The sequence below is a fragment of the Nostoc sp. NMS8 genome (assembly GCF_017115045.1).
GTDB lineage: Bacteria > Cyanobacteriota > Cyanobacteriia > Cyanobacteriales > Nostocaceae > Nostoc.
This window is the reverse complement of the sequence record NZ_JABXKK010000117.1, coordinates 44775-65516: the sequence shown is the minus strand read 5'-3', so window position 1 is coordinate 65516 and position 20742 is coordinate 44775. Positions and strand designations below refer to the sequence as shown.

Genomic DNA, 20742 nt, shown 5'->3' with positions numbered 1-20742 from the left:
CTCAAAAACTCAATCATTATTCAAATTACTACAAAAGGGGATGAAGGGGCTGCCGACGGCAGCCCCTTCATCCCCCCCTTAAAATGATTATCATTATTGCTAATGGAATAGTTTATTTTCTGGAAGTCCCTAAGAGAAATATTCTTAAATTCCTCAAACTCTTCTCTGATTTTATGTAAATATTTATCTAATCCTTCTCGTGAGTGAATTATTACTCCAGTTTGATGAAAAATAGAATCATAAGAATCTAGAGCTTTTTCAAAAGTTTGTGTAAATCTTTCTTCAAATAGATTCTTATTCCAATGAAGGGCGCTTTGGCGATATGTTAATATCTCACTGATTTGAAATTTAACAAAATCATTAGCAAAATTCTGATCGCTCAACTTATTCTTATTAATTTGCCCTTTTATAGTACTTTTTTTTGCTGTATAGTAATAAGCAAGTACTATATAGATATTAAGCAAATTCACCCAAGAAATTGTAGAGTATTGAATTTTATCTATATCACCATCTTTGCCTTCATCTTTAATTACCGGGATAATAGTTATAACTTTTGAGGAATTATATGTATTATAAATTCTTGCAAATGGATAACTTTTGGTTCTCTTAGGTGATACCCATTTTGAATAAGCAATTTCAGTTGTAGGTGACTTGATTAATCCATAACCCCTTACTTTATTGATATCAAATACATCTAAATTAATCCTAATTAAATTATCATCCAAGTAAGTTTTATAGGTTACTCCTTTGATAAATCCTGTAAAATGGAGAACTTCTGCCATATATTCAAATTTTTCTTAATATTTCTATTTGCCAGTTTAGTTCCGCATTGGTTATTAAAGCATAGAAATGACCAAGCAAAAGTTAATTTCCTCCTGAATAGCTACAGTTTTCTGAAGCAATTGGCTGTTGGAGGGTAGCTTTCCCTCGTAGGCGATCGTAAATCTACCAGCACAAAACTATGGACCCGTAATATATATTGCTAAATTTTATATCGAGCTTATGTTGCAATTTCGTAAAAGTCTGTTACATTACTTTACAGGCAGTGATAACTGTTACAACATAAAAGCTCGGAGTATTATTTATGGCAGACGTTAAGAAGACTACGCCTTCGGTTCCAGAAGATCCTAATGCTTTGCGCTGGGGCTTCACTCCTCAGAGCGAAAATTGGAACGGTCGTTTTGCAATGATCGGTTTTTTATCTGCCGTTGCACTTGAAGTGTTTTCTGGCCAAGGGATTCTACACTTCTGGGGCATTTTATAAATTTAAACGTTTTTACCTTCATTAGATTATGAGGCAAGGCGGGGATTCGCAAAATCTTCTGCGTTGCCTTATAATCTCAGGAATTAGAAAACTCGCCAGCAACTAGCGTGATGAGCGAAATATTACACGCCCCGGAGATTGTTCCTGATTAATTCGCGCATATACTCGAAGACAAGTTAAGACTTCGCCAGGAATACCACCACAGTCTAGTTGTAAGTCATCCTTGGATAAAGCACAGATATCTGCATAAAGTCCCGATAATTGGCGAATTCGCACTTCATTACCTGCATTAATAGCTTCATCAGCGACTTTCTTCAGGATACGCCGTGATTCGTGTTGTAGCTTTCCCCACCAAGAATAGCGTTCAGCGGGTGGTACGAATACTAGGGAATGTATAGCTTCGTCCATATCAATCCAGGCACGAAGAATTGATAGGGGATCGGTGCTTTTCTCTGCTTTTTGAGTGCGTTGGAAGCGATCGCTTAAAGCCTCAATATATTGATCGCGCTGTTCTGGTTTAGAGTGTAAAGAAATAACATCGAAGCTAAAAACGCTCTTTAAAGCATGATGTAAATCTGGGTCTATTTCGATAAAATTCATATATAAAAATAGAAATGCCGCTGCTAAATCGGATGCATTACCTTGAGGAATTTTAGAATTTGAAAGTGCTTGTTGATACAAGCTTAATCCCTGAGTTTGAACAGTACCACTAAGTCCGGGATAGATAATTTCATCGCGGATAAAGGGAAGTTGATAAAGGTTAGAATTATCTGCGATCGCACCAGCTTCTTGAGCTAAATCTAAGGTGCGCTGTTGCCAAGATGCAGCTAAATCCTCTGGTAATCGCAGCAGTTTGCGTTGAATTTCATTCCACAAATCTGAGTCTGTTTGGCTTTGCAGTTGGGAATTACCCAGATAATAACTGAGTTCTGTGTCAGAATTAAAAGCTTCTCGAAGGTGATTTAGTTTTAACTCATCTGGCGGATCTTCCCAACCAGTATTTTGCTGTGGCGGTTCAGGTTCCAACAGGTTATGAAGTTCTTGCAGCACCTCATCGCATATTTTAGATCCTGGATCTAGTGGTAATTCTGTGCGAGCCTGATTCAGAGTAGCCTCCAGTCCATATAGACTAAACCGCAGTAACCGGGCTAACTCTGAGTTTTCTATCTCTAATAATTGACGCAAGTGCTGCATAAATATCACCTCCAAATATACTTGGCAAACCTCTGCGCCCCTACCCTACGGGAAGGCGTACCACTTCGTGGAAGCAAGCTACGCGTAGCGTCTCGTAGAGAAGCGCCTATGCGTTTACTCCGCGTCCCTTTGCGTTTAAAAATATTAATTTTTTCAACGCAGAGGTTTAATGCAAGAGTTAATGTATGCCACAAAATGGATCGCGTTCTTTATCAACTTCATTAGGTTGCAACTCTAATTCAGCACGATAAACACATCCTTCTTCTTTCAAGCATTCTTGATTTTGTGATGTCCAGTAAGGTACTTCACCAGCGTGCATTCTTAGAATACCTCGATCGTCGAGAGTTACACGATATTGGCAAGGGTAATCTGTGGTTACATCTGGTTTACTGAGTGCGCCAATTCTTATCCATTTTTTGCTGTTGGTTTCGGCATCTGTTTGATAAACATAGAAGGTGTGCTGTCCAGTTTGTGGGAAGGGAGGTAAGGGATTACTAATTAACCCAATTCCTGGTTGCGTTACCCCATCGCGGAGATAGTGAAATTTGTGAAACGTTTTACTACCATCATTTCCGACTTCAAATACAAGATGATAGGCATCTGGTTGATCGACAGTTGCTGACTCAATAACATTGACGGCAATATCACCATCATTCAAGTTTTTATTGAAGCCTTCTACAGCAATATTCCAGTTTAATTTGCCATCAGCAAATAGCGCTGAAGTTTCTGAAACTACCGATTCTAAATCAATACCAGAAATATCAATTAAATAATGGGGATTCCCTTGACAAAGCAACACATTAAATTCGAGGGTTTGGTCAATCTCAAACTGGACTTTGATTTTTTTCAAAAACTCTGCCTCTTGCATCTCCAGTTGATTCATGAGGTTTTTGCCGTCAAAGCTTCCCCATAGTCGTAAATCTCCTTCTTCGTAATCTTGACGGTAGATAATATTAGTTAATTGTATGCCTTGCCAATGAGTACGAACTTTGGCGGCAGTTTCCCAAGGCGCGAGTTGATAGAGTTCTTGTCCAGCTTTGAATATAGTTAGTAAATCGTTGCTTTGGGTTTTGCGTTTGAAGTTGCAGGGCAAATAATAAAATAGATTTTTGACATCAATTTCTAGCTGGTTGGCTCCCTTACGCAACAAGCTTTTAGACTCTTCCGGATCGAATCTCAATCTTCGCAACTTTTCGGCATAACAAGCGCCAGCGGAGGTGGCTAGTTTGGTAAATTCCAACACAAAGGTAATCCGTTCTGGATTCCAGACAAAATATGGAGACTTACTAAATTCTTGGTAGATTTGGCGCTGCACTATGTCTAAATTACAAGTTTTACCAGACAAAATTAACCAATCAACTTTTTGGGAATTCCAAGAATCTTTGGTGAGATCGTCGGGACGCAAGCGACTTTCCATTAATCCTTTGGCAATTCCGATCGCTTCTTTAATTCCCGAAGCGGCGGCTCGTTCAAATTGCTGGTTATCTAGGGTGATGCAGATATTATTTGGATCTTGAACTTGTAATTTCACTGCGCTTTGGGTGAGCAGTTCGGAAATTTGCTGCTCAGAAAGTGTGAAGGTTAATAGAGAATTCTCTGTTGGTAGCTTTTGCCCAAGTTTAAGTTTTGCGGCTTCTGCATAATCCCAGAGAATATAAAAAGATTGCAGACGTTGAGGTGCTTGTTGCCAACGGGTGGGCAATACTTTTTCGGCAGTATCAAGAGCATCTTTGTAAGAAATATCGCCTTCAGGATTCTCTCTGTCCAGACATTTTAAAAGACTGCCAGTTTTAAATTTGCCTTGTTCTAAGAAGCGCTCGTTTAACTCGGAGTTAATTAAATCTTCTAGCTTTTCGTTTTCGATACCACCTGTTGTGACTGATGTCAATAAAAAGTCTGCGATCGCAACTTTTAATAATCTGAAAATCCGCAGTGTAATTAACTCACCGCCTAGCTGTAAATGACCAGATGAACCTAATAGTTTGGGAGTAAGTTTATAGTAACGTCCTCCTAAACCCCGGTCTTCATAATCGGCAAAGGCTGGGGTTTTATCTTCTAGAGTCAGTTCAATTAAAGCTAAGTCTGTAGTTCCCCCGCCAATATCCAAGACAAGGACATTTTGTGACCATTTGTTTCCTACTTGACGACAACGAGTTTTGAATGACTCAATCCCAATGTTGAGATTACCACCAAATTCTCGCCATAAAAAGAATATGGCCACAGAAACGGCTTCATCATAAGCAGTTTGCACATCATCGATTCCCAACTGCTCAACTAGTTCTCTAACTTCTTTACGAACAACTGGAGGAGCGACTGTTGGGTAGGTGACAACTGCTGTTAAAAAATCTCCTTCCGAAAATCTGCGTCGTGCGTGTTGGCGGTAGTCTTCAGTTAACTCGATTAAATGCGCCCAAGCAGATTGGATTAACTGGTTAGCGGTAATTGTTTCTTCTTCGCCATCTAAAATAACTGAAAACGATCGCTCTTGGCCAAAATAGCGTTTGGGTGAATGGTGAAACCTGCTGATAATTTCTTTTAAAGAACCGCTTGTACCTTGAGCGATCGCTTTTTTTCGGTTATCTCTAGCTTCCCTTCCCATCCGTAGTTTTAAATCCCCTAAGTGTGAAATTTCCGACTCGCTGGGAATTTCCGTATCGCGGCGATCGATATCCAGCACAACTGGGATCAGATTTTGCGACTCTAGGGTAGGGACGCGAAACACTTCATGATAGATTTGGTAAAGTTTTTTGCTGACAGCACGGCGGAACCTCTCGCTGTTTCCTAAAGAAAGTTCAATTTGGCGAATTGCTTCTAAAAATCGCTCTTTATTATCACTTTCAAATACTTCACTCAATCGGCTGGGTTCTATCTCCAAATTTTTGCTAATTTCTGTGATAAACTTTGCCCAATCATCAGCGCTGACATCCGGTAAAGCTACGGAGGCAGGAGAACTAAGCCATTGGGATAAGCGATCGCGCAACCGCATTTCTTGCTCTTTGGGTAAAATTTCTGCGATCGGGACTTCAATTGGATCGAAAAGTGTGACTGTCGAATTCGACGTACCAAAATCTAAAGCAAACCATCCTGGAAATCTTTTTTGTTGTTTCTCGCTTGGTTCACGATCGGTATATTTGTTGAGTTGAAAAGGGTTCATTCTAGTATCACTTTCTGTTGTTTATTTTATAGCTTGCTAAAAACTCTAATGTTCTATCATAAAATTACAAATTTAGAGAATCATTGTGGAAAAAACTTTTAATTTTTGCTTTTGTAACACTGATTCTCTTTAGCACTTACTTTTTTATTTAGCACGATATCTACGCCTACGCCTTTATATGAAAGGACGTAGGCGTAGCCCAAACTAGGCATCGCTATGAAAATTGCAGCACTTACTAAGTTGATGTTGGAGATTCTTGCTCATTTGCAAGTCTTAGTTGTTCGACTTGTTCGATAGTTAAATTAAGTAATTTGGCAACGTCTTCGATCGACATACCAAGAGCTAAGAACTGAGGTACAAGTTCAAGTTTTAGTTGTTCTCGTCCTCGTTGTACTCCTAGTTCTATCCCCTCTTGTTTAGCTTCTTGATAAACCCTAGTTTCTTCTAACTTAACTCCTAACATTGCTTCTACCTCTTCACGACTTAAGTTTGCGAATTTATAAACTGCAATTGTTGTGATTACATCTATTATCTCCTTCTTAGCCAAGACAGTTATCTGCTCTTGTTGCACCCGCTCAATTAAACGTTTCGCATCCTGAACCATTTGAGTCTCTGAGGCAATAGTCAACTGCATCAAACTGATACCTACTTTGTACTCATCAGGACTACCTAACTCATCTAAATAAATTCGTTGTACTTGAGAACTGTTCAGTAGCGATCTGTGAATAGTAGTGTTTTCTGGTTCCAAGCTGCGAGACTGTAAAATAATTACCCCGTACCAGTCATCATAAAGCGACGGGTTACGATACATATACAGCATGGATTCTGAGAAAAAGCGATGGTACAGTAACTCATCCTTTTGGAATTGTACCTCCGCAAAAAAGATCGTCTGAGATGCTGCATCTGGTGGAGGTAAAAATACCCCATCAATCCGAAATGTTGGTTCTTTAACTTCTACTGATTCAAAGTGATAGCTAGCAGCTTCAGGCGGTGGTTGTTCTACTAACTCGAAAAACAATCCTGGGACACGCTTGAAAATTGTATAAAAAATTGCATCACGTCTCACAAATATATCCTCATATCTTCACGCGATCGCGTCATCTCAAATCGAAATCGTCTGAGGGAGAAACAGCCGCCATTTCAGAAATAATCTGCAACCAAGTAGGAATTTGGATCTCAGATGGCAATTCCCCAGCCGCCAAATATCTTAGCAAAGTTTCTTTTTTGGAAAGGTTTTGCAGACTAGGAATAATTTGATCCAAAATACCTTCTAGTTCGGAATTAATTTGCTGATTAACTTCGCTAACATACTGCACAAGATGGAGGCTGGCGCTAGCTGTAATTTCATCTCGCAGTCGCAGTACTAAAAGTTGGTGATTGCTCGATCTGGGTAAGCCTTGGCTTTTCTCTGGTGCCCAATCAAAGATTTGACCAACGTTGTGTTTATCGTCTTGACGTGCTAGGGGAAAGATAATTTCGGGTGCAACAGTTTTGTCTTTACTACTAATTTCAGCGATAATTGCCTCTTTCCATTCGTTAGGATCGCATCCTAGTAATAATTTATAAAAGAGATCGGCATCTTCAAAACCAAATTTTTCTTCGATTTCTTGTTCCATTTCTGGGTGGAAAAATGCCTGCAATTGTTCGCGTTCTGGGCCGATATGATTTGATAATTGGTTCAACAAATCTACCACGGCTTGCTGAATGCGATCGCGGGCAAAATCTTCTACTTCTTTAACGGTTTTCTCAAATACTGGATAAAAATCATCACTCTTGGTTGGAAGGGAAGTATTTACGCGGTTTCCCCGATCGAATAATTTCCCAGCTGCACCTTTAGATTCTGCCAGAGCGATCGCTCCATTATTGGCTTTGTTGAAGAGTAAAGTCCACTGGTTCCAATTAAGGATTCTAAAAGTGAGTTCGTCTTTCACTACATCACTGACAACAACACCTCGTCGGTCTTTAAGCGGTTCTTTCCCGATATCTTTTTGGAAATTTCTGTAGATTTTATCCAAGCTTTCGACCACAAAGCGCAATTCAATAAAAGCGGGACTATCGCCTGTGGGGATACCTTGCTCGTGAATTTCATCTATGATGTCTTTCAAGTGATCTTGTTGTTGACTCACCACATCAGCAGCTCTTTTGGTATCTTCATGCAGTTGCTTCAGACCATGAGTAGCTACGTGGGTTTGAATTAATTCTCGCAGCTTACTAAGTCCGCCATCTTGACCAAAGTAACCTAGCTGTCTGCCTAAATAGCTACGGGTATTAGATTCTATCAGCCGTTCACTTAATAGCTCCCATTTCTCTTGTAGCCGTTTAGACCTATCTAGGTAATCAGGATAGTCTAGGTTAGCTAAAAACTCTGGTGAACCAGCTTTGACTTTACTAGAACGTTTTGCTAATTCAGCCAGTCCCAACAGTGGCGATAGTAAAACGATGCGGTCTTTTTGGGTTGTAAATGCTGCTGCACCGTCAATGGTAGTTTGCAGAACTTTGAGTTTTTGGAGAACCGTTTCCTCTTCTAAATGGCTATCTTCAATCAGATGGTCAAGTTCTCTTTCGCCACCCTCGCTATCTACAGGGAGTTGATCGAAGCGACCCACACCGACGAGAATTAAATCTTTCAGGTCTTGTCCCGGTCGCTGCTGCTGCATCATGGTGAAGATTTTATTGGCGCGATCGCTCCCAGGAGATTTACCATTTAGTAATACCAAAATTGTCTGTACTTCTGCCAATTCCCGCAATGACAAAAAGGTATCCCTAGCCCCAGAATTAGCAGCCCCCAATCCCGGAAAGTCGATGAGAATAAATTTAGCTGCGTCTGCAAAATCCCAAATTTCCCGTGAGATTTTCACATCAATATCGACGCGGCGAATTAGTGGGAAGCTATTTTGCAATAACTTTGTTGGTAGCCTCTGGGGTGGACTCGGTAATCTGATGTGCGCTGGCGGTAGATCCTCAAATTTCAGAGTTTGGATTGCCATTGGCTGCTCGACCAGCTGTAGACCCTCACGGGCAGTCACCGCATCAATCTGGTAGTGCCCACCACACATAACTTCCCCATAAGCTTGATAAGCCCGCAGGAATAATACCAACTCCCGGAGTAAATAACGCAGTTCTAAATTGTTACTGCTATTCCACGCTTCTTCACACCAGCCAATAATATCTGTCCCAGAGTTGAGTTTCGATACTGGTATGGGAGGAAGCCCTGCGGCTGTGGTTCGTTTATTCGCTTCCCCTAGCATGAAGCGTAGACACTCATGTACACCTTCATGAGAAAGATACTCTACCGTAAAGTTACTTAGTTGCGTCGTTGCGAAATCGTCTTGCGGGATAATATGGATGGCGGTAACATTACCTGTAGTGGGGTTTTCACTGACAGGCAAAGCATCTGCATATCCAATTAGACTGCCTAAAAGTAAGGTTTTTCCACTACTAAATTCCCCCATCACCCCAATTTTTACAGGCGAAGTTGCTAGGTCTACAGTTTTCTGGGCAGCCGATCGCAAACGAAGAAGACAGTCATCAAGACTAGCTGGAACCCAATCTTCTTGTTTAGAAGGGTACTGGGGCACAGAATCTATCTTTCGGAGGATGAATTCGCCGTACTCCTTAAAACGGCCAAGTTTATCTGGTTCCATAAAGTAGTTTCCGCCTAACATTAATTTCTGTGAGCTTTATAACATAAAAAATGCGATTATCAGCCATTGTTACAACGTGTTGATATCACATTTAGCATTTCTCTCATTTAATTTGCGATTTTGCTATGGCAATCCTAAATCATTCATGAGATTTGTAAATTCTATTTTTGTTCTCTCTTCCTTGTTAGTTCGTCATCACACAGATTTCTGATAACTCAGATAGGATTGCTATATAAGGAATTTTGAATAGTCAAGACAATTTTGAAAAATTGGGTTTTGTTGAGAACAATAAAAAAGAATACATTCGCCATCATCCAGGATTAGGAATAAATAAAGTTGGGTTTTATACCACCAGTTCACTAGGGATTGCTTAGTAAATATGTGGTTCTCAAACTCTTTTATACCCCTGATTTTAAGGAAGCTAGATCCATCAGCCAGATCGTAATTCATACTGAATTCTTCTTGATGAAAAATCAATATTTATTTTGGATAAAATTCTTGATTATTGTAAATTTCTGATAAAGATGTAAATACTTCCCATAAAATTATATAGACTCTGTAAAGTTAAATCAGGTTTTTGAGCAATGGAATTACATACCTAAGATAAACTTTTCAGTGATTTAAATCAGAAATAAAGTCAAACAAGTTATCTGATACATAGATAGCTTAAACTTCATAAAAAATGCTGAAGTTAATCTTAATCATAACTTCAGCATTTTTACAATTTATTTACAATAAAAGCGGAATTCGCGCATATATAAAAATGAATAAAGTATTAAGATCGTTAGCATATCGGCATGAAAAAGATTATATCCATATATTAACAAATCATATTTTCAGACTATTACCTTAATAATTTAGGCAGAGCAGGCAGGCAAAAGTGTTTTCTAAAAAGGTGCAGAGCTACGTTAACCAAATCATCGTTGAAGAGGAAGAAAGACAACAGAATGAAAAAGTATTTTGTCTGGAAGCAGATACTACTCCTCTAATGATTTGGATGTCTGGATGCAATGCATTTTACTGTTACTTCAATTCCAATTGGCTGAAATTTACTGGAACAAATCTAACAACATCTGCGCGAGAAGAGGAAATAGACAATATTTGGACTTGCAGTGTTCATCCAGAAGATAGACAGCGATGTGAAGATATATACCTGAGAGCATTTGCGACACATAATTCCTTCCAGAGGCAATATCGCCTGCGTGGTGCTGATGGCGAATATCGCTGGATTTTAGATACAGCCGCGCCACGATTTTTAGCAGATGGTAGCTTTGTTGGTTACATCGGTTATTGTATCGATCTAACAGGAGTGCCGATAGCGAGCAGCCAACCTTCAGAAAGTTACTCGTCATCGACAAAATATTCTCGTCAATTACGTAGAATTAGAGATAGAAAACGAGTAAGAGAGTTATCAAAAGCATTAGAGCAACTACAAGCTGAAACTACAAAACGCCAAGCAGTTGAAGCACAGTTGCGCCAAAAAACATCAGAATTTGCAGCGATTTTGCAAGTGCTTCCTGATTTGTACTTTCGGCTTGATGCTGATGGAAGTATTCTGGATTACAAGCAAGGATTGATGGAGAGTTTGTATATTACACCAGGAGATTGTCAGGGCAAGAGTTTGCGAGAATGCTTACCGACTGTTGTAGGCGATCGCTTCTACCAAGCAATAACTCAAGTACTTGAAACTCAATCTGAAGTCAGTTTTGAATATACCTTACCGCTACCAGAAGGGAAAAATAAATTTGAAGCTAGATTATTACCATTACCAGACCAGCAAATCATCGTTCTTGTCCGCGACACCAGCGAGAATATCCAAGCAGCATTGATCGAAAGTGATGCCAAGTTCCGCAGCATTGTGGAAAACGCCAACAACATTATTTTTGCACTGACACTTGAAGGAATATTTTCCTACGTTTCTCCTAACTGGACTGAAATTTTTGGGCATGAAATTGCAGAGGTTGAAGGCAAATCCTTTGTTCCCTTTATACATCCTGACGATGTGCATATCTGTACCGATTATTTTCAAAGAATTTTGACAACAGGCGAAAAACAAAAAGCAATTGAATATCGAATCAAACACAAAAATGGTAATTGGCGATGGCATACAAGTAACTCATCTGCGATTAAAGACGCTAATGGCAATGTTTTGTACTTCGTTGGTATTTGCTATGACACCACCGATCGCAAAGAAGCAGAAGTAGCTCTAGCAGAACGAGCGCGGTTAGCAAATTTTCGTGCTGATGTAGATGCGGCATTGACTCAGAGTGACAGCTTACAGAATATGATGCGCCGCTGCACTGACGCTTTAATTGAACATCTTGATGCAGCTTTTGCTCGCATCTGGACGCTGAACAAACAAGATAATGTATTGGAGTTACAAGTCAGTTCGGGGATGTACACCCACATCAATGGGCCTCATAAATATGTGCCAGTCGGTCAATTCAAAATTGGTTTGATTGCCCAAGAAGGCAAACCTCACTTAACTAACTCTGTGCAGACAGATCCCCGCGTCGGTAACAAAGAATGGGCAAAGCAAGAGGGTATGGTCGCCTTTGCTGGCTATCCCTTAATTGTTGAAGATGAAACTGTAGGAGTGATCGCCATGTTTGCCCGCCAAACAGTGACAGAATCAACTTTCATCGCATTGGAATTTGCCGCCCAGGAAATTGCCATTGGCATCAAGCGTAAACAAACAGAAATTGCACTCAGAGAAAGCGCCCAGCGAGAAGCACTCCTCAATCGTCTTTCTAATCAGATTCGAGCTTCTTTGGATCTCAATTACATTGTGGAAACCGCAGTGCAGGAGATTCACAACTTATTCCAGATCGATCGCTGCGTCTTCTTTTGGTATCGACAAGATGCTGATGTACCATACTGGGAAAGAGTCTATGAGGCGAAAAGTTCCTTTTTACCCTGTCTGCTTAACCAACAAGAAGCAACTCATGCCGAAATCAAACTAATCGCAGCCAAAACCTTGAACGGAGAAATCATCCGCATTGATGATACTGAGACTGTGAGCGATTCCATAGCACAGCAATTTTTGCAAGATTTTGGTTTCACTGCCTTTATGGCGCTGCCTGTACACACTCAATCTGGCGAAATTGGTGTATTTAGCTGTGGTTATTGTAGTGGCTTTCGCCCTTGGCTGAACAACGAAGTAGAGTTACTACAAGCAGTTACAGTTCAACTAGCGATCGCCATTGACCAAGCTAAACTTTATACCCAAAGCCGCATCACTGCCCAAACTGCCCAAGATAAAGCCCAGCAACTAGAAGCAGCACTGCTAGAACTTCAACAAACTCAAGCGCAACTGATTCAAACTGAAAAAATGTCCAGTTTAGGACAATTGGTTGCAGGTATTGCCCACGAAATCAATAATCCTGTTAATTTCATCTACGGCAATATTAGCCACGCCAGTGAATATACTAAGGATTTGCTGCACTTAGTAGAACTTTATCAACAGAGTTACTGCCCATCAACACCAGAGATTAACCAACAAATCGACACTATTGATTTAGACTTTCTCAAGCAAGATTTACCCAAAATCTTGGAGTCTATGAAAATGGGAGCCGAACGCATTCGGCAGATTGTCCTATCTTTACGCAATTTTTCTCGTCTTGATGAAGACGGTACAAAAGCAGTAGATATTCATCAAGGTATGGATAGCACCTTGCTGTTGTTGCAAAATCGCCTAAAAGCCAAACCCGGACATCCCGAAATCCAAGTAATCCGAGACTACGGCAACCTCCCACCAGTAGTTTGTCACGCTGGACAGATGAATCAGGTGTTTATGAATCTGTTGACAAATGCGATCGATGTTTTAGAAGAGTCATACCCTGCGGGAAGGCGTACCACTTCGTGGAAGCAAGCTACGCGTAGCGTCTCCAAGAGTTGCGCCTATGTCATTAGTGATCTGTCATTAGTAAATAACACTGAACAAAGGACAAATGAACGGCAGTTGCTTCTCCTGTCGGAGACGCTGCGCGAACCAGCCGGGAAACCCGTCCAATGCACTGCCTCCCAAGGACAAATGACTTTTCCACAAATTCGCATTCGTACCCTCATCCAAGAAGACTATCTAATCATTAGCATTGCCGACAATGGCCCAGGCATGACTGAGGAAGTACGCAAACGCCTATTTGACCCCTTCTTCACAACAAAAGCTGTGGGCAAAGGCACAGGTATGGGATTATCAATTAGCTACCAAATTATCGTTCAAAAACATGCAGGAAAGATCGATTGTAGTTCAGCGCCAGGAGAAGGTGCTGAGTTTGTTGTGATGATTCCACTAAAGCAAGAACCATCAACGTAGACATCACACAATAGAGATATGAGTGAAAAAATTTAGAGACGTAGCAGTGCTACGTCTCTACAAGGGTTCTGGATAAAGCATATTTAATTTCTGTAGATGTTTAATTTTAATCTAAGTTTAATTCAAAATTAACAACCAGTAGGTTAACCTTTGATTAACTCACTTTTTGCTGCAACATTTGAACTCCCTCAATAACCTAAAATTTACAGGAATTGGGGAATTATTTCTTTTAGTATAGGGAATTAAGATTGCAGTCAAATCGATTGAAAAACGTTCTTATTGTAGTAATATCTTTGCGTAGGTGTAGCCCAAACCAGGCATCGCACCTGATTAAAAAAAATCCTTGAGTACAAATAAAATAGAAGGCTGGGATGATACAACCCCAAAGTCAAAATAGTATCACCTACACACGTGTTATCCACCTAAGTCATGTAATTGACGTAGATATTCCCCAATGGTCTGGAGATCCCACAGTAGAGTTTGAAACTGTGGCTGAACTAAATAATGATGGCTATTACCTGCGGCGTTTCTCCTTGGGAGAACATAGCGCTACCCATATCAATGCTCCTAACAGTTTTCATAGTTCTGCTGTGGGAATTGACCAATATCCAGCCCAGTCTTTAGTTGTACCTGCGGTGGTTATAAATATTTGCCAAGCTACAGTGGTTAATCCTGATTATGCCCTGACTCTTGCTGATGTTTTGGCTTGGGAAGAAGAATACGGTGAAATTTCTGGTGGCTGCGTAGTTATATTGAATACTGGTTGGCAAAAAAAGTGGTTAGATAAAAGTGCATTCCTCAATCATGATGCTCAAGGAATTCCCCACTTTCCAGGCTTTGGCAGCGATGCCACTCGATTCTTACTGAATGAACGGCAAATCGCTGGCGTAGGAATTGATACTCATGGTGTAGACCCTGGACAGGATAACAGTTTTGCGATTAACCGCCTAGTTTTAGAACAACCGCGCATTGTGTTGGAGAATCTGACCAATTTGGATCAACTGCCACCGAAAGGTACTACTCTAGCGATCGCACCTCTAAGATTACGTGGTGGTTCTGGTTCTCCTGTAGGCGTGTTGGCGTTAGTGCCTTAACTTTTATATCGATATTTACTTATCGCGCCAATTTCCTAAACTTGAGGATAACCTAGAAAGCAAGCAAACTTAATACACAAGTTTCAGTGGATCATCGGAGATTTTCAAAATGACAACTCCGCTATCTTGCCTTAATTATATAGACGGTCAATGGTTGAGTGCTGTAGGAGAAGCAACCCTCGAAAGTCGCAATCCTGCCGACAAAACCGAAGTGGTGGCCACATTTCCCCGTTCTCAAGTTAAAGATGTTGATACAGCAGTAGCCGCCGCCCGTAAAGCCTACCGCAGTTGGCGCAAAGTTCCAGCCCCAGCTAGAGCAGAATACATCTTTCGCGTTGGGGAAATATTACTCCAGCATAAAGAAGAACTTGCCCAATTAATCAGTCGAGAAATGGGTAAACCCTTGACGGAAGCCAGGGGAGATGTCCAAGAAGGTATTGACTGCGCCTTTTACAGTGCTGGCGAAGGACGGCGATTATTTGGGCAAACCACACCCTCGGAAATGTCCAATAAATTTGCCATGACTGTGCGGATGCCCATCGGAGTTTGTGCCTTAATTACTCCCTGGAATTTCCCTGTGGCAATTCCTTGCTGGAAATCTATGCCAGCCTTGGTGTGTGGCAATACGGTTATTCTCAAACCTGCTGAAGATACTTCCGCCTGTGCAACTAAATTGATTGAAATTTTTCAACAAGCAGGTTTACCACCAGGAGTAATTAACTTGGTGCATGGTGTGGGAGAAGAGGCGGGGAAAGCTTTAGTTGAGCATCCCAATGTAGATTTAGTATCGTTTACTGGTTCTTCAGAAACCGGTGCTTTTGTCGGCGCTACTTGCGGACGCACTCACAAGCGCGTCTGTTTGGAAATGGGTGGTAAAAATGCTCAAGTGGTGATGGAAGATGCAGATTTAGAACTTGCTCTCGATGGTGCAGTGTGGGGAGCATTTGGGACAACTGGGCAACGCTGTACGGCTACCAGTCGCCTGATTTTGCATCGTGATATTAAGGAAAAATTTACTGCTATGCTTTATGAGCGTACCGCTAAGTTACGCTTGGGTGCTGGCACTGACCCTAATACAGATATTGGCCCGATAGTCAATGCAAAGCAACTCCAACAGGTGAGCAAGTATTTGGATATTGCTCGTGAGGAAGGAGCAAAGGTTTTAATTGGTGGAGAAATTGCTAGTGAAGGCTCATTAAAAAAGGGTTACTTCTTTCAACCAACTATTTTGGATGATGTAACTCCTGATATGCGAGTTGCCCGTGAAGAGATATTTGGGCCAGTGGTGGTATTAATTGAGGTTAGCTCATTTGAGGATGCGATCGCAATTCTCAACGATAGCAATTATGGTCTTTCTTCTTCAGTTTACACCCGCGATATCAATCGGGCTTTTACTGCCATGCGCGACATCGAAGCGGGTATCACCTATATTAACGGCCCGACTATTGGCGCAGAGGTACACTTGCCATTTGGTGGTGTGAAACAAACTGGTAACGGACACCGCGAAGCTGGAACTACTGCTTTGGATGTTTTCACAGAATGGAAAAGCGTCTATGTTGATTTCTCTGGGAGTTTGCAACGCGCTCAGATAGATAACCGCAGTTAATTATCTGCAAATATTAACTCCAGGGTTCACGGGAGTGGCTCCAGGGTTCACGGGAGTGGCTCCAGGGTTCACGGGAGTGGTTCCAGGGTTCACGGGAGTGGTTCCAGAGTTGACGGGAGTGGCTCTAGGGTTGACGGGAGTGACTCCAGGGTTGACGGAAGTGACTTCAGGGTTGGCGGGAGTGACTACAGGGTTGACGGGAGTGACTACAGGGTTGACGGGAGTGACTACAGGGTTGACGGGAATGACTACAGGGTTGGTTTTTGTTTGCTGCGATCGCTAATTATAAAAACTCGTTGCCAGCAAAGCAATCTCTGAGCGTTGCGTTGGCGTAGCCCGCACTTCGACAAAGCTCAGTAACCACCGCAGGCATCGCTCTTTGATGCCATTTTTTCAGATTAAACATATTGAGGCGGCATAAACCCAGCTTAGTACAAAAATCTTTATCGGAATCAACTGACGTACAGTTTTTAACTGCCCATTTCGCTTGTCAGTAGACATCGCTTGCAGAAGTTTGGGATAATATCTAAGGATATTCAGTCGGTAGCTGGAAATACCTATGACTAGTAAGGAAGAATTAAGAAGTGTTGCCTCAGAAATTACATTATTTAATAATATTGAGCAAAAAGAAACATTTTTGTTTGTGATAGGGGCGTTATTTTCGAGAGTTATTAGCTTGAAAAAAGCCGCAGAAATCATGGAATTAGAGCCTGATGTATTTCTTCAACTCTTAGATTTGATGGGACTGGAATTTTCCTACTTGACTGTACAAGATATTGCTATAGAGAAGGATTGGTAGGGTGTGTGAAAGTTGTTTTTAACTCTTCTCCATTAATCTTTTTATCGCGTCTGGAATTTCTCGATATTTTTCTAGATTCTGCCGATGAGTTTTATTTACCAAATTTTGTTGCAGAAGAAATCAGTGCTAAATCTGATGTAGCTAGTCAGCAGGTAAAAGCTTTAATTGATGCTGAAAAAATATTAGTCAAAGAAATTAAATTACTTTCCTTAGCCAATCGTCTAAATATGCGACTAGGGAGAGGAGAATCGGAGGCTATTGCTTTAGGCGCTGAATTACAAACAGATTACATAATTTTAGATGACTTCGCAGCTAGAAAAGAAGCAACTCGACTGGGATTAAATGTTAAGGGAACCTTAGCAGTCATCAAGAAACTTTAGGTAGATGGCAAAATCACTATTAGTAGCACAGACCAATTGTATCAAGACATCCTGGCAATGAATTTCCGAGTCAAGCGATCGCTCTTTGATGCCATTTTCTCAGATTAGATGCAGAGTTCGTGGAAGTGACTTCAGGGTTGACGTTAGTGGCTTCAGGGTTCTGCGATCGCTTAATTATAAAAACTCATTGCCAGCAAAGCAATCTCCGAAATGAGCGATCGCTCTTGAACACCATTTTTTTAGACTAGATGCAGGGTTCGTCTTTGTTTGGTGCGATCGCTTAATTATAAAAACTCATTGCCAGCAAAGCAATCTTCGATCCTTACTCTCTCTGACAAATAAATCTTTTTGTTTTGCCCATAGACGCAAAGAAGACCGCAAAACAACTACTTTTAGTCGAATAATAGTGTATGTAGAAAAAGTTTGCAAAAAGTTGCATTGCAGGATTGGATAGAAGTAAAAACCCAACCCAAAGTATTCACTTAGCTGGTTCTGGTGGTAAACCAAGCTTGGCACGAAAATCCTCGGTGTATGTTGCCTCATCCCAATTTTTAGCATATTTAACTTGCTCAGGAGTCAGGTTTTTGGCATACCTGAGGTCGACACCTCTGAAGTTCGTACCTCTAAGGTTGGCACCTCTAAGGTTGGCACCACTGAGATTGGCAACTCTGGGGTCGGCATTGCTGAGGTTGGTATCTCTGGGGTCGGCATTGCTGAAATAGAAATAGCGGGAGTAGGCACCGCTGAGGTCGGCATTGCTGAGGTTGGCACGGCTGAGGTTGGCATTGCTGAGGTCGACACCGCTGAGGTTGGCACGGCTGAGGTTGGCATTGATGAGGTTGGCATTGATGAGGTCGGCACCGCTGAGGTTGGCATCGGCGAGGTAGGCACCGCTGAGGTTGGCACCGCTGAGGTTGGCACCGCTGAGGTGAGCATGGCTGAAGTCGGCACGGCTGAGGTTGGCACCGTTGAAATCTTTGTCATCTAAACTCTCACCAGCTTTGAGTAATTTTTCAAGTGCTTGAATTCTTGCGTTACTATCCTTCTTTTCTCTATCAGCATCAACAGTTTGCCAAAGTTGCTTTATCCTAATCTGTTTCTCAATAACTATGCCCGCATATACTGATAAACCCAAGGGGATAATTAAGAAAAAAGCAATTGACCGAAAGCGATTATTCCGTCTTTGTCTGACACTTGCTTGAATAAACTCAATAGCTAAGTCAGCTAATCTTAAGTTTTCAGTTTGTTGCTTCTGAAAATCTTCTACCTCTCTCAACCGCTTCCTCTGAAGGAGATAATCTTTCGCTTTTTCCCTATCTCGCCATTCAATAGCAGCTGCTTCAATTTTCCGCTTTTGTCGCAGTATGTCCCGACTTTCCTCAATCCATTTGCGTAACAGTAACCAATGGCGAATCAGTGCTTCATGTGCCACATCTACCACAGCAATTTGATTAGATAAGGTACTGGTGACAACTAGCTTTTCATCAGCTAACCGTTGAATTATTCTATGAATTACAACTTCTGGATGCTGTGAAGTAACTAAATCTCGTTGCAAAACTTGTCTGCGGGTATCTTCTGTTCCTTCTCCCAACTGCGTCAATTCTAAAAAAATCCGCTTTGTTGCTTGCTGTTCTTCTAGTGATAATGACTCATAAACTTGTGTAGCGCGTGTTTGCAGGGTTCCCCTGACTCCACCTAGTTTGCTATACGTTGTCAGGGTTAACCGTTCTTCAGTTCTTTGCTGCCATAGTTCTGTCAGCGTGTACTGCAACAATGGTAAACTCCCCGGTGAATTTTCTACATCTGCAATCATTTCAGAAACTAATTCCGGTTCTACTGCTAAGTTCACCTGTTGGGCAGGTTTGATAATTGCTGTTTCTAACTCCTCCCGATTCATCGGTGTTACTGTTACTAAATGCTCTTGAATTTTCTTAGCTAGTCCGCCATACTCTTGTTCCAGACATTTGCCAAAGAAGTCAGCCCGCATTGTGATTATTAGACAGAGTTTATTGTCATCCCGTTGCAAAGCACCTAGCACACATTCAAAAAACTGCTGTCGTTTTGTAATGTCTTGACATTGAGTAAAAGTTTCTTCAAATTGGTCTATCACTAACACGACGCGCTGAGTTTTTGCGGCTGTAATCAACTGTCCTAAACCAACTGCACCTCTAACTATTAATTCTTCTGCTTTTGCTAATTGTGATGCGCGTTCAATATCTGATAATTCTGATTCTACAAATGCCAGTGCTAAATTTTGTAAGGGATTAATCCCTGGTCGAAATATTTTCAACTGCCAAGTATCGCTACCTGATAACCTACGTCCTAACTTTAATTGATAAAGTAAACCTGCTCTGACAACACTAGATTTACCACTTCCTGATGCTCCCAACACAGCGAGGAAATTACCCGATCGCACTTTTTCTAATAATTCATCAGTTAACGCAGTTCTGCCATAAAATAATTTAGCATCTGCTTCTGTGCAATCAAAATAAGACAACCCTTTGTAAGGACAAATAGCTGATATTTGTACCGTAGAGTTAACAACAGAGGAATTCCATTTGCGGGTGAGATTAATTGCTTCACCAGAGTTAGCAAAAATGGGACGCTGGGGGAAGGGGTGATGTTCTTGATTAAGCAAGTCTACTAAAGTGTAGTTACTCACCCAACGGTTTTGTTTTGGTTCCAAACCTTTGAGTAGTGCGGCGGTGAGAACGCTGTGTTGGCTGTTAATCTCTTCAAAAGCAACTTCAAAATCACGAGAAGCTGCAATAAAACACCTGTCTCTACCTTTACCGCGATCGCCTGGATCTGCTTCTGCAAAATTTAGCACTTCTCCGCTATAGCAGCAATCCAAAATTACAATTTGTTGTCTTACTTCACTTTCTTGCAGCAGTCGCCGCAGCCATTGCAAAGATAATCCCCAATTACCCGCATCGGGGTTGACTTCACTTGTCGCTAAAAAACCTTCTTGAATTCCGAGATTTTTCCGCAATCCATGACCAGAAAAATACAGCAGTGCTGTGTCTGGTGGCTTTCCATCTGGTTTAAACAATTGGACGATCGCTCTTTCTAACTGAGTTAAACTAACTTTAGTTTGCTTACCAATGCGAATCGTCTGATTTTCCTTGTCTTTGACTGCTGGCAGCCGCGTTACCCGAAATTCACCATATTGTTGTAAGATTTGAGCGATCGCTTCACCATCGGCAGCTGGCGCATTAAGACTCTTTAAGCGGTCATACGTATTAATTCCCACCACCAAAGCGTCTCGACTCATCCTGCAAAGCCCTATGAT

At 41.3% G+C, this 20742-nt stretch carries 14 protein-coding genes; 8 read left to right on the top strand and 6 right to left on the bottom strand.

Going from position 1 to position 20742, the window contains the following annotated elements; translation table 11 throughout:
• Window positions 1-20: 20 nt before the first annotated feature.
• The gene (locus HWQ39_RS32495; RefSeq protein ID WP_292854070.1) at window positions 21-782 is read right to left on the bottom strand and encodes a hypothetical protein; all 762 of its coding nucleotides are present in this window, start codon (window positions 780-782) and stop codon (window positions 21-23) included.
• A gap of 302 nt (window positions 783-1084) precedes the next feature.
• Here HWQ39_RS32495 and HWQ39_RS32490 point away from each other — a divergent pair, with 302 nt between their 5' ends.
• Window positions 1085-1264: a high light inducible protein gene (locus HWQ39_RS32490; RefSeq protein ID WP_094352678.1), complete on the top strand. Its 180-nt coding sequence runs from the start codon at window positions 1085-1087 to the stop codon at window positions 1262-1264.
• 102 nt (window positions 1265-1366) lie between these two features.
• On the opposite strand, the gene HWQ39_RS32485 is transcribed toward HWQ39_RS32490, so the two are convergent.
• From HWQ39_RS32485 to HWQ39_RS32470, 4 genes are all read right to left on the bottom strand, one after another.
• Complete coding sequence (locus HWQ39_RS32485) at window positions 1367-2458, bottom strand: hypothetical protein (RefSeq protein ID WP_292854069.1); 1092 nt, start codon at window positions 2456-2458, stop codon at window positions 1367-1369.
• A gap of 178 nt (window positions 2459-2636) precedes the next feature.
• On the bottom strand, window positions 2637-5612 hold the full coding sequence (locus tag HWQ39_RS32480; RefSeq protein WP_292854068.1) for a molecular chaperone: 2976 nt from the start codon (window positions 5610-5612) through the stop codon (window positions 2637-2639).
• A 235-nt stretch (window positions 5613-5847) separates the two neighbouring features.
• Entirely contained in the window at window positions 5848-6678 is an 831-nt protein-coding gene (locus HWQ39_RS32475) for an Rpn family recombination-promoting nuclease/putative transposase (protein WP_292854067.1), read from the bottom strand.
• A 31-nt stretch (window positions 6679-6709) separates the two neighbouring features.
• Window positions 6710-9256 (bottom strand): proteasome protein, encoded by a 2547-nt coding sequence (locus tag HWQ39_RS32470; RefSeq protein WP_292854066.1) that lies wholly within the window; start codon window positions 9254-9256, stop codon window positions 6710-6712.
• 880 nt (window positions 9257-10136) lie between these two features.
• Here HWQ39_RS32470 and HWQ39_RS32465 point away from each other — a divergent pair.
• The 7 genes from HWQ39_RS32465 (at window position 10137) to HWQ39_RS32435 (ending at window position 17698) form a co-directional block, all read left to right on the top strand.
• Window positions 10137-13571, top strand: coding sequence for a PAS domain S-box protein (locus HWQ39_RS32465; protein ID WP_292854065.1), 3435 nt, complete (start codon window positions 10137-10139; stop codon window positions 13569-13571).
• Between the two features lie 371 nt (window positions 13572-13942).
• Window positions 13943-14665, top strand: a complete 723-nt coding sequence (locus HWQ39_RS32460) for a cyclase family protein (RefSeq protein ID WP_292854064.1) — start codon at window positions 13943-13945, stop codon at window positions 14663-14665.
• A gap of 109 nt (window positions 14666-14774) precedes the next feature.
• Entirely contained in the window at window positions 14775-16271 is a 1497-nt protein-coding gene (locus HWQ39_RS32455; protein WP_292854063.1) for an aldehyde dehydrogenase family protein, read from the top strand.
• A 34-nt stretch (window positions 16272-16305) separates the two neighbouring features.
• A complete protein-coding gene (locus tag HWQ39_RS32450; RefSeq protein WP_292854062.1) occupies window positions 16306-16554 on the top strand; it encodes a hypothetical protein in 249 nt (82 codons plus the stop codon).
• 276 nt (window positions 16555-16830) lie between these two features.
• Entirely contained in the window at window positions 16831-17070 is a 240-nt protein-coding gene (locus HWQ39_RS32445) for a hypothetical protein (RefSeq protein ID WP_292854061.1), read from the top strand.
• Between the two features lie 5 nt (window positions 17071-17075).
• Window positions 17076-17450, top strand: a complete 375-nt coding sequence (locus tag HWQ39_RS32440; protein ID WP_292854060.1) for a DUF3368 domain-containing protein — start codon at window positions 17076-17078, stop codon at window positions 17448-17450.
• A 119-nt stretch (window positions 17451-17569) separates the two neighbouring features.
• A complete protein-coding gene (locus HWQ39_RS32435) occupies window positions 17570-17698 on the top strand; it encodes a hypothetical protein (RefSeq protein ID WP_292854059.1) in 129 nt (42 codons plus the stop codon).
• Between the two features lie 230 nt (window positions 17699-17928).
• Here the strand turns inward: HWQ39_RS32435 and HWQ39_RS32430 are convergent, their stop codons facing one another.
• A complete protein-coding gene (locus tag HWQ39_RS32430; protein WP_292854058.1) occupies window positions 17929-20724 on the bottom strand; it encodes a pentapeptide repeat-containing protein in 2796 nt (931 codons plus the stop codon).
• Window positions 20725-20742 lie beyond the last annotated feature (18 nt).

Excerpts from the sequence above, each read along its gene's own strand:
- HWQ39_RS32495 (WP_292854070.1), bottom strand. The coding sequence starts at position 782 with ATGGCAGAAGTTCTCCATTTTACAGGATTTATCAAAGGAGTAACCTAT.
- HWQ39_RS32490 (WP_094352678.1), top strand. The coding sequence starts at position 1,085 with ATGGCAGACGTTAAGAAGACTACGCCTTCGGTTCCAGAAGATCCTAAT.
- HWQ39_RS32485 (WP_292854069.1), bottom strand. The coding sequence starts at position 2,458 with ATGCAGCACTTGCGTCAATTATTAGAGATAGAAAACTCAGAGTTAGCC.
- HWQ39_RS32480 (WP_292854068.1), bottom strand. The coding sequence starts at position 5,612 with ATGAACCCTTTTCAACTCAACAAATATACCGATCGTGAACCAAGCGAG.
- HWQ39_RS32470 (WP_292854066.1), bottom strand. The coding sequence starts at position 9,256 with ATGGAACCAGATAAACTTGGCCGTTTTAAGGAGTACGGCGAATTCATC.
- HWQ39_RS32460 (WP_292854064.1), top strand. The coding sequence starts at position 13,943 with ATGATACAACCCCAAAGTCAAAATAGTATCACCTACACACGTGTTATC.
- HWQ39_RS32455 (WP_292854063.1), top strand. The coding sequence starts at position 14,775 with ATGACAACTCCGCTATCTTGCCTTAATTATATAGACGGTCAATGGTTG.
- HWQ39_RS32445 (WP_292854061.1), top strand. The coding sequence starts at position 16,831 with ATGACTAGTAAGGAAGAATTAAGAAGTGTTGCCTCAGAAATTACATTA.
- HWQ39_RS32430 (WP_292854058.1), bottom strand. The coding sequence starts at position 20,724 with ATGAGTCGAGACGCTTTGGTGGTGGGAATTAATACGTATGACCGCTTA.